Consider the following 14,022-nt stretch of genomic DNA (forward strand, 5'->3'; position numbering starts at 1 on the left):
ACAGCCCGCTCCCACTCCGTGAGCCCTACGCGAGCGGGAGCTCCAGTGTGGCCGTGGCTCCCTTGCCTGGCCCGTCGCTTTCCAGGGTGAGGCGGCCCCCCAGCATCTTCGCCGCCAGCGCGCTGGAGTGCAGACCCAGTCCATGACCCCCAGTGCGCGTGGTGAAGCCCTGGGAGAAGAGCCGCCCGCGGTTCTCCTGCGCGATGCCCATGCCGGTGTCCTCCACCTGGATGCGCGCCGTGGTGCCCACCGCCTCGAGCCGCACCCGGATGTGACGCTGTCCTTCGGGCTTCTCTTGCATGGCGTTCTTGGCGTTGCTGATCAGGTTGATGAGGATCTGCAGCACCTTGTGTTTGTCCAGGCGGACCTTGGGCAGGGAGGGGAAATGCTCTCGGGTGAGGGTGATGCCGTGGCGCTGGAGCGAGGGCCGCTGGATGCTCAGCGCATCCTCGATGAGGAGCGCCAGATCGCACTCCTCGGTGATGAGCGTGTTGCGGGCATAGGTCTGCTGGACCTGGACAATGGCGCGGATGTGCTCCAGGTGCAGGCCCATGGTGTCCATGCCCTCGCGGAGTGTCCGCTGCTCCTCGAGCAGCGCGTCAGCGAGCGCGGAGAGATAGGTCGTCAGCTGCATGCCCTGGGGATTGCGCGTGAGGAAGTCCGACAGGTTGTTGCGGTGCTCCTCGAGCAGGTTGGCGACCTGCTTCAGCCGCCCCATGCGCGAGGCGCCCACGGACTGGCGCATCGTCTGGATGTTGATGACGGCGCTGGTGAGGACGTTGCCCACGTTGTGGAGCACGTTGGCGGCGACCTCGGCCATGCCGGCCTCGCGTGCCGTCTCCACCAGGCGGGACTGGGCCTGCTTCAGCGCGCGCGTGCGCTCCTCCACGCGCTTCTCCAACTCGTCATTGGCGTGGCGCAGGGCCGCCTCGGCGCGTTGCACCTCGGTGTACAGCCGGGAATTCTCAATGGAGATGGCGGCCTGGGAGGCCAGGTGCCCGAGCAGTGAGAGGCGCGCCGGCGTGAAGGCGTGGGTGGCGAGATCATTCTCCAGGTACAGCACGCCGCAGAACTCGTCCTGGCGCAGCAGGGGCAGGCAGAGCACGGAGCGGGCCCGGCGGTGCTCGAGCCAGGTGTCGGCGGAGAACGGGTGGGGCTGAGAGGCGTCGCCGATGAGCACGTGCTCTCGCGTGCGCTTCACGTAGGAGATGAGGGACCACGGAAGCTGGGGTGCTTCCCCGTTGGGGGTGGCTCCCTCGGGGACGGTCCCGGAGAGCGCAACGACCGAGAGCTTATTGCCCTCAGGTAGCAACAGGGCGCCGCGCTGGGCGCCAGCGTTCTCAATGGCGACGCGCAGTAGCGTGTCCGCCAGCCGCTCGAGGACGATCTCCCCGGAGATGGCTTGCTGGGCCTTCACCACGGTGAGCGCGTCAATCTGCGTGGAGTCCGTGTCCGTACTGGTCGCGTCGGGGTTGCCGCTGGCGGCCAGGTGCGGCCATTGGGTTTCCAGGTGCTTGGCCTTGCCCGCGGCACCCCAGCGCAGCCAGGCCTCCCGGGACTTGAGCGCATAGTTCTCGGCGATGGTGGACATCTGCTGCTCTCGCCAGAAGCGGGCTGCCAGCTCACTGGCGAGGGCGGCGTACTGGATGAAGCCGTACGCTCGGGCGGCCTGGAGCGCCTCTTCGTAGGCGCGGAAGGCTTCATTCTGGCGGTCCGTGACGCGAGCCAGTTCCCCAAATGCGAGCCGCTCGGGCGCGCGGAAGGTATCGGGAAGGACGCGGGCCCACTCCGCCAACTGTTGATGGTCCTGGCGGATGAGCTCGAGGGCGCGGCCGTGCTCCTCGGGCGTCATCTCTCCCAGGCTCGCGGCCAGGGTCAGGGCGCGGTAGAGGTGGAAGTCCAGCAGTTGGATGTGTCCGTGCGAGGACCAGATCAGCTCGGCGGCCTTGGCCGCCGCCTCGAGCGCCTCGGAGTAGGCGCCGCACACGTAGCGCGACTGCATCTTCACAATCCAATACCAGCACCGCGCGGTGCTCATGCGCGCGGGGGTCAGGGTCGCCTCGAATGCCTCCTCGTCGAAGTCGTCTCCGCTCAGCGAGTTGAATGAAGGCGTGAGGCCGCGCAGCTGCTGCACATGGCGCTGGGTGAAGTGGATGACGTCCCGCGTGTCCAGGAAGCCGGCCTTGCGCGCGAAGTCCAGGCGCGCGATGGTCTCCTGGTAGACCTCCTCCAGGTTATGCCCCAGGGCGAAGCGGTCCGTGACGATGTGGTTGCAGCAGTAGCCGGCGACCTGGATGTCACTGGCCTGGAGTGCGGACTGGAAGGCCTTGAGGATGAGCTCCAGCGAGGTGGCGAGAGGCCGGGTCCAGTAGCTGATGATCTCCATTCCATAGAGCGCCTTCCCTCGTAGGGCTGCCAGGCCATGGCGCTCGACGAGATCACAGGCGAGCTGGCCGAAGGCATGGGCCTCCCGGTACCGCTTGAAGGCGGACCCCTGCACGATGCCGTACCAGGAGTAGCCGTGCACGGAGGCGCTCGTGTTGCCGTGACGGAGGCTGAGGGAGGCCATCCGGGTCAGGTGGAGGAAGAGCAGGTTGGAGTCCGTGACGTACGCCGGTGCGAACAAGGCGCCGAGCACGCTCATCACTGCCTCCAGGTCCGGGTCCGTGGAGAGGGGCTGCTCGAGGAGGCTCTCGATGGGGCGATCCCCGAGCAGTGTCCACACCTCCTTGTCGGCCTCCACGACCTCCTCCCAGGAGGGGTGCGGTGACATCGGCATGCCCATCAGGCTCAAGCACTCCAGGAGGCAGGTCACGGCGGTCTGGAGGTCGCCCGTCCCGATGAGGATGTAGGCCTTCTGGCAGTAGGCAGCCGCCATCTCCTGGCGGGTGCGCGTCCGGGAGACGAGCTCCTCCGCCAGGCGGAGGGCCTCGGCGGCGTTGCCACTCATGAACTCGCAGGTCGCGTGCTCCAGACGAATCTTGAACGCCAGCTCCGGAGTCGTCTCCCACGGATTGCCGGGGATGAGCTGGAAGGCCATCGAGAGATAGGCGACGGCCGAGCGGAACGCCGTGGCGGCCTTGGCCCTCCAGCCCGCCTCGGCGTTCAGGCGCGCCACGCGCAGGCGCTCCTCGGGCGCCTCGATGAGTTCGGCCCCGGCGTTGAGCTGGCTCACGACGTCGAAGAGCTTCTCCTGCACCTCTTGCGGAGACAGGCTCGTCAGCAGCAGGCGGCCAATGCGCAGGTGGACGGCCTTGCGCTCCTGCTCGGGGATGAAGGCGTGGGCGGCCTGCTGGATGCGGTCATGGAGGAACCGGTATTGCTCCGGGCCGACGTGGACCAGCAGCCCCTCGAGGAACGCAGGTTCGAGCTCCCGCTCCACCTGAGCCACCTCCGCCTGGGTGGAGATCCGGGCCAGCATCTGGAGCGTGAAGGTGTTGCCCACGCAGGCGGCCAGTCGCAGCAGGTGCAGCGTCTCCTGGGGGAGCTGACGCAGCTTGCCGGCCATGAAGTCGACGACGTTGTCTGAGTAGCCCTTGCTCCGGACGGCCTCGGCGTCCCAGCGCCACGTGCCCTCCGGCGTGCGGACCAGGAGCCCGTCCTCGTTGAGCGTGGACAGGAATTGCAGCAGGAAGAAGGGGTTGCCGCCGGTCTTCTCGCACGCCAGCGCCGAGAGGGGCTCGATGATCTCCGGGCCTGCCCCCGTGAGCGTGTCGGCGACGAGCTGCCTCACGTCCTGGAGGCTCAGGGGCTCGAGTTGGAGCGTCGTCATCCGCGCGCCAACCTTGCGGAGCTCCTCCAAGGCCAGCGCCAGCGGATGGGAGGGGGTGACCTCGTTGTCGCGGTAGGCGCCAATGAGGAGGACGGGCGGCGTCTCCGGATGGGTGAGCAGGTGACGGATGAGCTGGAGGCTGGCCTGGTCCGCCCACTGCATGTCATCCAGGAAGATGACGAGCGGATGCTCGGTGGTGGCGAACACGCCGAGGAACTTGCGGAACACCTGGTTGAAGCGGTGCGAGGCCTCGGAGGGCGGCAACTCCGGGCAGGGGGGCTGCTTGCCGGTGATGAGCTCGAGCTGCGGCACCACATCCAGGAGGACCTGGCCATGGCCTTCCCAGGCCTCCAGCAGGTGCTCCCTCCAACGGGCCAGCGCCTCGTCGCTGCCAGCCAGCAACTGCTGCGTCAGTCCACGAATGGCCTGGGCCAGGGTGGTGTAGGGGATGGCCTGCTGGAACGGATCGAACTTGCCGCTCAGGAAGAAGCCGCGCTGGCGCACCACCGGCCTGTGCAGCTCGTGAACGACGGAGGACTTTCCGATGCCCGAGTAGCCTCGGACCAGGAGGAGCTCTGGCTTGCCTTCCCGGGCGACGCGCTCGAAGCCCTGGAGCAGGGTGGCGGCGTGAAGGCCTCGCCCGTAAAGCCGCTGAGGGAGCTGGAAGCGGATGGGGAAGTCGTGCACTCCGAGCGGGAAGTCCTCGTGCACGCCCCGGAGCAGATCGTTCCGGCACCGCTCGAGATCGGCCTTGATTCCCTCAGCGCTCTGGTAGCGCTCCTCGGCCTCTTTGGCCAGGAGCTTCATGACGATGGCGGACAGGATGGGCGGCAGGTTCGGCACCCGCTCCAGCGGCGGTTGAGGGGTCACCGCCATGTGAGCATGGAACCACTCGAGCGCGTCGCGCCCTTGGAAGGGCCGGCTTCCTGTCAGCAGCTCGTAGAGGGTGATGCCCAGCGAGTAGAAGTCCGTGCGGTGGTCCACTGAGCGGTTCATGCGCCCGGTCTGCTCGGGGGACATGTACGCCAGCGTTCCTTCAATCAACGAGACAGGCGCTGCATCCACATGCTCGACGAGTTGGAGGGTGGCGGTGCCGAAGTCGATGAGCCGCGTCTCGCCCGAGGGCGCGATGATGATGTTGGCGGGCTTGACGTCCTTGTGGATGATTCCGCGGCGGTGGAGCTCGGCCAGTGAGGTACACAGGGAGATGGCCAGGTCCAGCGCGTGAATCACCTCGAAGGGCCGACCCGTGAGCTCGGAGAGCGGCTTTCCCTCCTCCTCCTCCAAGAGCAGGACCGGCCGGTCGTGGAGCCGCTCGAAGGTGTGGACCCGGACAACACCCCTCACTCCCTGGAGGCGCTGGAGGATGCTGAACTCGCGGCGGTAGCGCTCGTACTCGCGAGGCCCGGGCGACGAGGCCATGGGCGTCTTGAGGATGAGGGCCATGCCATCGGTATCGCGCACAGCATGGAAGAGCAGGCTCGAGCCTGTGGGCTGGATGGCCCCTCGAAGGGTGTAACCTGGAATGTTCAGCATGGTCTGCGCGCCCAGCAGAGCGGCCCCCCACATCTCGGTTTGAATTCTACGTTCCGAGTGTTGCTGGAATGGGAGCACGACCCGTCTACGATTCGCAATGTATGACGCGGGAGGTGACGGGTTCAGTCCTGTGCTCGGCCGTCAGGTCCGCTCGCAACCGTGGCGAGCAGAGGCCGTCTACCGAGGCACGGCGCGGATCTGAAACAGCTTGGGCCAGTGCTTTCCGGTGACCAGCAGTCGATCTTGGGCCGCGTCATAGGCAATTCCATTCAGGACGTCTTCACGCCCAGTACGCTCCTCTGGCGCTAGCAGTCCTGTGAGATCGATCCACCCCGTCACTCGCCCCGTCGCTGGGTCGATCCGCGCGATGCGGTCGGTCGTCCACACGTTCGCGTAGATCTCGCCGCGGATGTACTCCAGCTCGTTGAGCCGGGGGACCTCGCGGCCCTCGTCCGTCACCGTGACGGTGCGCTGCACCGCGAACGTCCGAGGGTCGAGGAAGCGCAGCGTGGCGGTCCCATCACTCAGGATGAGCGAGGTGCCGTCGGTGGTGAGCCCCCAGCCCTCGGTGGAATAATCGAAGCGGCCCACTTGCTGGAAGGTCGCGGCGTCGTAGATGAAGCCTACGCGTGAGCGCCAGGTGAGCTGGTAGAGCCTGCCTCCGAGCAGCGTGATTCCCTCTCCGAAATACTGCTGCTCGAGGTTGTGTCTGCGCAGGACCGCGCCCGTTTCGAGCTCCACCTGGCGGAGGCTCGATTGGCCGTTGATTCCCGTGCCCTCGTACAGCTTGCCGTCACGGTAGACGAGTCCTTGGGTGAAGGCCCGAGGGTCATGGGGCCAGCTGTGAACGACCTCGAAGCCGTACACCGGTGCGCTTCCCGTCGCGTGGACTTCGTTATTGCGGCAGGCGAGCACGGTGAGCAGCAGGATGGGCGAGAGCCGTGCGAGGAGGGCACGCCGAGAGTTCACGAAGAGAGGCTCCTGGGGGGAATCGAGCGGAAGCAACACAGCCGTGCACTGTATCTTCCCGCGTGGAGCATCAGAATCCCAGGGTGCGGATGCTCTGGCGGATCGTGTCCGCGCTTCGCTTCAGGCCCTCGCGCTCCGAGTCGCTCAGGGGCACCTCCAGCACCGCTTCCACACCGCCACGGTTGACGATGCTCGGCACGCTTAGGCATACATCGTTGATGCCGAGGTAGCCCTCCATGCGCGAGCTCACGGGCAGCACCCGCTGCTCGTCGTGCAGCACCGCCTCGAGAATCTGCGCCGTGGCCAGGCCGATGGCGTAGTTGGTGGCGCCCTTGCCCTGGATGATGTGGTAGGCGGCGTTGCGCACGTTGTCGAAGATGTGGGTCCGGTCTTCCTCCGTCAGCCGTGCGCGCCCGGGCACCGACCACTGCATCAGCGGCAAGGCGCCGACCGTTGCCGAGCTCCACAGGGGGATCTCCGAGTCGCCGTGCTCGCCCGCGATGAAGGCGTGCACGTTCTGCACCGCCACGTTCAGGTGGCGCGCCAGCAGGAAGCGGAAGCGCGAGGAGTCCAGCACCGTCCCGCTGCCGAACACCCGCCGCGTCGGCAGGCCGCTCAGCTTCTGCACTACGTACGTCAGCACGTCCACGGGGTTGGTCACCACGAGCAGCAGTGCCTCAGGCGCCACCTTCAGCAACTGGGGCACGAGCTTGCGGCACAGCTCCACGTTCGCTCCCGCGAGCTCCAGCCGCGTCTGTCCCGGCTTCTGCTTGGCTCCCGCGGTGATGACCACCACGTCCGCGCCCGCGCACACGCCGATGTCGTCCGAGCCCTCCAGCGTGGCCATGGGAACGAACTGGAGCCCGTGGTTCAGGTCCAGAACCTCCGCATCCACCTTGGCGCGGTTGATGTCGTAGATGGCGATTTGCTTGGCCACTCCGCGGATCATGGCGGCATAGGCAATGGTGGCTCCCACTGCGCCGGCCCCGATGATGGCAATCTTGTTCACTCGCTCAGGCATAGGCGGCGCAGACAAGCACAGCCGGGGTTTCCTGCTCCAGGTTCATGATGATTCACCGTCGAACCCAGGACGGAGCACCCACGCCCAGGGGAGGGGCGGTGACCTCGTGGAGTCACCGCCCCGTCACACTCACGCGGAGGCCGCGGGCCGACACTCGGCGACGAGCGCCGCCACCGCCTCATCCCAGGGCAGGTCACGCTGCTCTCCGTCCCTGCGCCGCAGCCGCACGGCGTTCTTCTCCACCTCGCGGTTGCCCACGATGACGAGCCACGGCACGCCGGCCTGGTGCGAGTCGACGATCTTCCGCGAGAGCGACTCGGCCCGCTCGTCCACGCTCACCCGGCAGCCCACCTCGCGCAGCTTCGCTGCGAAGCGCTCGGCGTAACCGGCGGCGGCTTCTCCCACCGGCGCCACCACCACCTGCTCCGGTGCCAGCCACGCGGGCAGCGCGCCCCCGTGGTGCTCCAGCAGGATGCCGATGAAGCGCTCCAGGCTCCCGAGCATTGCCCGGTGGAGCATCATCGGTCGGCGCTTCTGTCCCGAGGCATCCACGTAGTGGAGGTCAAACCGCTCCGGCAGCACCAGGTCGAGCTGGATCGTCCCGCACTGCCAGCTGCGGTCGAGCCGATCCTTCAGCACGAACTCCAGCTTGGGCCCGTAGAAGGCCCCCTGGCCGGGCTGCATGAGGCATTTCAACCCCGCCTGTTGCGCGGCCTCGAGCAACAGGGACTCCGCGAGATCCCATACCTCATCGCTTCCGGCACGTTGGGCAGGACGGCTGGAGAAGGCCACCTCCACATGTTCAAAGCCAAAGTCGGCATAGAAGGCGTGGAGCGAGCGACAGAAGCGGAAGACCTCCTCGCGCATCTGGCTTTCGGCACAGAAGATGTGCCCGTCATCTTGCGTGAACTGGCGCAGGCGGAACAGGCCGTGGAGCGAGCCGCTGGGCTCGCTGCGGTGCACGAGCCCGAACTCACCCAGCCGCAGGGGCAAGTCGCGGTAGCTGGGATTCATGCGCTGGACGAGCTGGATGTGGCCGGGGCAGTTCACCGGCTTCAGCGCGTGGTGCCACCCGCCCTCGTCGGCGAGCTGGAACATGTTCTCGCGGAAGTTCTCCCAGTGGCCGCTGCGCTCCCAGATGGGCTGGGCGAGGATTTGTGGCGTTCTCACCTCGCTGTAGCCCTCGCGTTGCATCTGCTGCCGCACGCGGTTCTCGATGAGCCGGTACAGCTGGTAGCCGCGCGAGTGCCAGAAGACCATGCCGGGCGCCTCCTCCTGCAGGTGGAAGAGGTCCAGGCGCTGGCCAAGAGAACGATGATCGTGTTCGTCGAGCATTTCAGACTCCGAGTCGGGAAAGAGGCCTTCCGGTCGGAGCACTGAGCGCTTGCACGGACGCCCCGGCCGGTGAAGGCGGGGCAAGGAACCGTGCGTTCGTCAGCTCACTCCACGCACGAGTCCGCTCCCGCCAGTTCGAGTGGCGGTAGTGGTCGTGGTGGTCGTGGCGGATGCGAAGCTCACGAGATGCAAGGTGCGCGTGAGCGTATTTTTTGTCAAGCCGAGTTGCGGCGACTGTCCGGCCACCGTGCGGCGCACAGTGGCCGATGTCTGGTGTTGTCAGGCCTGCGGTTGTCCGCTCGTCTTTTGCAACTCCGCGAGCTTTTCCGTCGTGCGCCTGGCTCCCATGGCGCGGGCGTAGTCGAGCGCTGTGCGCTTCTCGGCATCCGTCTGGCCCGGCTTCGCGCCGCGCGACAGCAACAGCTCGAGCACCTCCAGCCGGTCGAACATCGCCGCGAACATGAGCGCCGTCTTGCCGTCCGGCCCTGTGCCATCGACGCGGGCGCCATGGTCCAGCAGGAGCCGCGCGATGGTGACGTCTCCCTTGAAGGCGGCCCCGGCCAGCGGCGTCTGCCCCCGGTCGTTGGTCCGCTCCGGGTCCGCCTGGTGCTTCAGGAGGGTGCGGGTGGCGTCCACGTGGCCGTGGTAGCTCGCGAGCATCAACAGCGTGTCCCCCTTCTCATTGGCGAGGTTGACGGGCAACCCCGCCTCAACGAGTCGAGCCAGGAGGAGTGCGTCCCCGGCCCGTGCGTGCTGGAACGCGCTCCGCGCCACGGCCATCACATCCGCGTCCATCGTCATCGCCTGCGAATCCTGGGTGTTCGTCTTCATGAGAGGGTCCTCGAGTCGGAGAAGGGGGAGGAGAGGGATGCTCAGCGGGAGTGACGCAGCTTGTGGACAGCCGCCGCGACGCGCGCGCCGTACTCCTCGTCGGCGTTGCGGAAGTGGGCGATGCTGCGCGTGATGATGTCCTCGCGGCTCACCTGGGACAGGCTGCCCGCGATGTTCGCCACGAGGCGCTCGCGCTCCGGCTCCGTCATCAGCCGGTACAGGTTGCCGGCCTGCACGAAGTCATTGTCCTCGGCGTGGCGCACCGGGACGTAGGTGCCCGTGGAGCCGCTGACGGAGACGCCGAGCCCGGAAGGCTCGTTCGACTGCGCGGGGCCGTTGAAGCTGTTCGGCTCGTAGTTCTTGCTCCGCCCGCCGTTGCCGTCGAAGCGCATGGCGCCGTCACGGCCGTAGTTGCGCGCGCCGCCCTTGACCCCCTTGGGCGAGTTCACCGGCAGCTGGGTGTGGTTGATGCCGAGCCGGTAACGGGCCGCGTCGGCGTAGGCGAAGAGGCGCGCCTGCAACATGCGGTCCGGCGAGGGGCCAATGCCCGGCACGAAGTTGGCGGGGTCGAGCGCCGCCTGCTCCACTTCCGCGAAGAAGTTATCCGGCGCCCGGTCGAGCACCATCTTGCCCACCTCGATGAGCGGGTAGTCCTTGTGGGGCCAGACCTTGGTGAGATCGAACGGGTTGAAGCGGTAGGTGGCCGCGTCCGCCTCGGGCATCACCTGCACCTTGAGCGTCCACGAGGGGTACTCGCCGCGCGCGATGGCCGCGTACAGGTCGCGCTGGTGGTGCTGCGGATCCCTGCCGCCGATAGCCGCGGCCTCGTCGCTGGTGAGCGTCTTGATGCCCTGGTCCGTCTTGAAGTGGAACTTCACCCAGAAGCGCTCGCCCTGCGCGTTCACCCACTGGAAGGTGTGCGAGCCAAAGCCATCCATGTGCCGCAGCGTCGCGGGGATGCCGCGGTCACCGAAGAGCCAGGTGAACTGGTGCGTGGCCTCGGGCGAGTGCGAGAAGAAGTCCCACTGGTTATCGGGCTCCTGGCAGTTGGTGAACGGGTCGTACTTCTGCGAGTGGATGAAGTCCGGGAACTTGATGCCATCGCGCAGGAAGAAGGTGGGCGTGTTGTTGCCCACCAGGTCCCAATTGCCGTCCTCGGTGTAGAAGCGGACCGCGAAGCCGCGGGGGTCGCGTGCGGTGTCGGGTGCGCCCTTGGAGCCGGCCACGGTGGAGAAGCGCACGAAGACCTCGGTGCGCTTGCCCTTCGCGTTGAAGAGCTTCATGCGCGTGAAGCGGGACACGTTGGGGTTGGTCACCTCGAAGTAGCCGTAGGCGCCCGAGCCCACCGCGTGCACTACGCGCTCCGGAATGCGCTCGCGGTTGAAGCGGGCGAGCTTCTCGAGCAGGTAATGGTCCTGCAACAGCACCGGGCCCGTGGCGCCGGCGGTCTGGGAGTGCTGGTTGTCGGCGACGGGGGCGCCGCCCTCGGTGGTCAGTTGGGGACGATTGGACACGCGATTCTCTCCTGCCAGTGGCGTCAGTGCGTTCGTGACGTTGTGGAAAGTAGAGAGTTGGCGCTGAGTTTCCCAAGACATCGTTCCGATGGAATTGATAGGCTGCGGCTATCAGTTATTCCCAAGCTATGCCCTCCCTGAACGACATCTCCCTGCGGCAGTTGGAGTACCTGGTGGCCGTCGCCGACACGCTCGGTTTCCGCCGAGCAGCCGAGCGGTGTCACGTCTCCCAGCCCGCCTTGAGTGCCCAGATTCAGCAGCTCGAGGAGGTGCTCGGCGTGAAGGTCTTCGAGCGGGACAAGCGCCGGGTGATGCTGACCGAGGCCGGAGAGGAGCTGGTGTCGCGTGCGCGCCGGGTACTCACCGAGGCCGGTGACATCTTGTCCGCGGCGTCCCGCCTGTCCGATCCCTTCGCGGGAAATCTGCAGCTCGGTGTCATCCCGACCATCGCGCCCTATGTGCTGCCCGAGGTGGTCCCGGCGCTCGTGAAGCAGTACCCCCGGTTGAAGCTCCGGTTGCGAGAGGACAAGACGGAGCTCCTCGTGCGCGCTCTAGAGGAGGGACGGTTGGACGCGGCCCTGCTGGCGCTCGTGCCCGAGCTCGGGGACGTGGAGCACGCCGTCATCGCGGAGGATCCCTTCGTCGTCGCCGCGCCCCCAGGGCATCCGCTGGCGAAGAAGAAGCAGGTGCAGCTCGCGGACCTCGAAGAGGAGAACGTGCTCCTGCTGGAGGATGGTCACTGCTTCCGAGGGCAGGCGCTTGCCCTGTGCACGCGCATTGGGGCGCGCGAGGTGGACTTCCGTGCGACCAGCCTTACGACCTTGGCTCAGATGGTGATGTCAGGCGAGGGGGCCATCACGTTGCTGCCCGCGCTCTCCGTGCCCATTGAAAACCGGCTGGGCCAGCTCGTGGTGCGTCCCTTCTCGGGCCTGTCTCCGAGCCGCACTCTTGCCCTGGTGTGGCGCCCGGGTTATCCGCGCGCGGATGCGCTTCGGGAGCTCGCCGGTACGCTCCGCTCCGTGTGGCCCGGCCTCAAGGCCACAGCGAAGCCCTCTTGACGGTGGACTTGGGTGGACAGGCCACGGGGCCGCCCGTGCCTACCGCACCGAGTACGTCAGTCGGAGTGGCTGCCCGTTGCGCTCCACTTCCAGCTCGATGCGTGGGGACTCGCGCAGTTTCTGGTAGGCCTCGAGCGCGCCATCTGGGCTCTGGAGCGAGAGCCCGTTGATGCGCTTCAGGATGTCCCCGTTCTGGAGTCCGAGCTGGCTGTAGAGCGAGCCGGTCTTGATGGCGAACAGCTTGAAGCCCTGGGGCTCACCGTTCCGGAAGGAGGGGACCACGCGCGCCTGCATCATGACTTCGTTGGGATTGGCGAGCGTTGCATCCAGGTCCTTGCGCGAGACCTCGAAGGTCTGGGGGCTGACCTGCCGCACGTCGAGGGAGGCGGCGCGTGGTTCACGGGGCTCCTGGAGCTGGGGGGCCGCGTCCGTCGCCGTTGGCTCGACGTATTCCATTCGTCCCGAGTTCATCAGCAGCACCCGCGTGCGCTCGATAGCGACCACCTGCGCACCCTGGATGTCGCCGCCCATCCACACCGAACGCGTGCGGCGCGTAGGGCCCTCGAACACAGAGGCGAAAGTGGTGGAGGGGGTGGCTCCGATCATCGTGCCCAACAGCTTCAGGCCCAGTGTGTTCGGTACGGGTTCATCCCCAGGCTTCGAGGGGAGGATGACCTCGTCACGCAGCTTGTCCGGCAGTCCGAGGTAGCGAGCCAGCGGCGCCAGGGCGAGAGGCGTGGCCATCTCCTGGGTCGAGCGCGTCTTCTTGGGAGTCTCTTCCGGGAAGGAGGGGAGGGGTTGGAGCCATGCGTCCACCACCGAGTTCACGGCGTGGGCTGCCACCAGGCAGGTGCACGCGGCACAGAGCAGGGTGAGCGCATGGAACGTAGGACGGATGAGGGTGGACATCGGTGACCTCCAGGGCTGGCGCGTGGATGCCCGCCCTCAGAGCAAGGTCGGGACCAACGGCCTCTCCAGGAGGCACTCCAGAGGGAAGAGGGGGGCTCTTCCCCGTGTGCCACACGCCCTTCACGCGACAAGCTGTCAGCGGTGTCGCGCGGGAGGTGACAGCTCGTCTCCAGGGGCGCCCGAGCCCTGTCTCACCTCAGAGCGAGCCGCCCGATGTTGCCTGCTTCTTCCGCGAACCAGAGCGCGCCGTCCGGACCTGCTGCGATGCCGTGTGGCTCCGCACGGGCTGTGGGAATTGCGTATTCGGTGACGGCCCCCTCCGTCGTCATCCGGCCAATGTGGTTGCTGCCCCACTGCGTGAACCACAGGGCGCCGTCGGGCCCGGTGGTGATGGCGTGCGGTCGTGCGCCCGACCTCGGGAGTGGGTACTCCGTGATGTGCCCCTGCGTCGTCACCCGGCCGATCCGGTCCGCGAGGATTTCGACGAACCAGAGCGCGCCGTCCGGCCCGGCCGTGATGCCCACGGGTCCCGCGCCGGGCGTGGGCAGGGCGTAGCCGGTTATCTGTCCGTCTGGGCCCATCCGACTGATGCGGTTCGCCTTGTTCTCCGTGAACCAGAGCGCGCCATCGGAGCCGGTTGTGATGAAGGACGGGAACGCGTCAGGTGAGGGGAGAGGGAACTCCGTGACCGTACCGTTCAGGGTGATACGGCCCAGTTGATTCGCTGTCATCTCGGTGAACCAGAGCGCTCCATCGGGTCCCACGGCGAGGCCGAACGGTCCCGCGTTCGGGGTGGGCAGCGCGTACTCGGTCACCCGTCCTTCCGTCGTGATGCGCCCGATGCGGTTCGCCTTGTTCTCGGTGAACCACAGCGCGCCGTCTGGCCCGGCCACGATGATGGACGGCCCCGCATCGGGCGTCGGGAGCGGGAAGGAGTTCGTCCTGCCGTCGACGCTGATGCGGCCAATGCGGCTCGCGTGAATCTCCGTGAACCAGAGCGCTCCGTCCGGACCTCCCACGATGCTGTACGGACCCGTGGACTGGGTGGGGAGCGGATACTCGGTGATCGTCACGTGT

At 67.1% G+C, this 14,022-nt stretch carries 9 protein-coding genes; 1 reads left to right on the top strand and 8 read right to left on the bottom strand.

Going from position 1 to position 14,022, the window contains the following annotated elements:
- Positions 1–25: 25 nt before the first annotated feature.
- The 6 genes from F0U60_RS13450 to F0U60_RS13475 all read right to left on the bottom strand — a co-directional run bounded on the left by F0U60_RS13450 (position 26) and on the right by F0U60_RS13475 (position 10,978).
- Positions 26–5,308: an AAA family ATPase gene (locus tag F0U60_RS13450; protein ID WP_395818967.1), complete on the bottom strand. Its 5,283-nt coding sequence runs from the start codon at positions 5,306–5,308 to the stop codon at positions 26–28.
- Positions 5,309–5,485: 177 nt separating this feature from the next.
- Positions 5,486–6,277: a glutaminyl-peptide cyclotransferase gene (locus tag F0U60_RS13455; RefSeq protein WP_395818969.1), complete on the bottom strand. Its 792-nt coding sequence runs from the start codon at positions 6,275–6,277 to the stop codon at positions 5,486–5,488.
- Between the two features lie 70 nt (positions 6,278–6,347).
- Positions 6,348–7,286: an L-lactate dehydrogenase gene (locus tag F0U60_RS13460; protein WP_395818972.1), complete on the bottom strand. Its 939-nt coding sequence runs from the start codon at positions 7,284–7,286 to the stop codon at positions 6,348–6,350.
- 141 nt (positions 7,287–7,427) lie between these two features.
- Positions 7,428–8,633, bottom strand: a complete 1,206-nt coding sequence (gene thrS / locus F0U60_RS13465) for a threonine--tRNA ligase (protein WP_395818975.1) — start codon at positions 8,631–8,633, stop codon at positions 7,428–7,430.
- A 279-nt stretch (positions 8,634–8,912) separates the two neighbouring features.
- The gene (locus F0U60_RS13470; protein ID WP_395818979.1) at positions 8,913–9,464 is read right to left on the bottom strand and encodes an ankyrin repeat domain-containing protein; all 552 of its coding nucleotides are present in this window, start codon (positions 9,462–9,464) and stop codon (positions 8,913–8,915) included.
- A 41-nt stretch (positions 9,465–9,505) separates the two neighbouring features.
- Positions 9,506–10,978, bottom strand: a complete 1,473-nt coding sequence (locus F0U60_RS13475) for a catalase (RefSeq protein ID WP_395818981.1) — start codon at positions 10,976–10,978, stop codon at positions 9,506–9,508.
- Positions 10,979–11,106: 128 nt separating this feature from the next.
- Between F0U60_RS13475 and F0U60_RS13480 the strand changes: the two genes are divergently transcribed.
- Positions 11,107–12,036 carry a LysR substrate-binding domain-containing protein gene (locus F0U60_RS13480; RefSeq protein WP_395818984.1) on the top strand — a complete coding sequence of 310 codons (930 nt, stop codon included), beginning with the start codon at positions 11,107–11,109 and terminating at the stop codon, positions 12,034–12,036.
- 39 nt (positions 12,037–12,075) lie between these two features.
- Here the strand turns inward: F0U60_RS13480 and gspC are convergent, their stop codons facing one another.
- Positions 12,076–12,945 carry a type II secretion system protein GspC gene (gspC, locus tag F0U60_RS13485; RefSeq protein WP_395818987.1) on the bottom strand — a complete coding sequence of 290 codons (870 nt, stop codon included), beginning with the start codon at positions 12,943–12,945 and terminating at the stop codon, positions 12,076–12,078.
- A 191-nt stretch (positions 12,946–13,136) separates the two neighbouring features.
- On the bottom strand, positions 13,137–14,018 hold the full coding sequence (locus tag F0U60_RS13490) for a Virginiamycin B lyase (RefSeq protein WP_395818990.1): 882 nt from the start codon (positions 14,016–14,018) through the stop codon (positions 13,137–13,139).
- Positions 14,019–14,022 lie beyond the last annotated feature (4 nt).

It is taken from the genome of Archangium minus (assembly GCF_044360475.1).
In the GTDB taxonomy this organism is placed as follows: domain Bacteria; phylum Myxococcota; class Myxococcia; order Myxococcales; family Myxococcaceae; genus Archangium; species Archangium minus.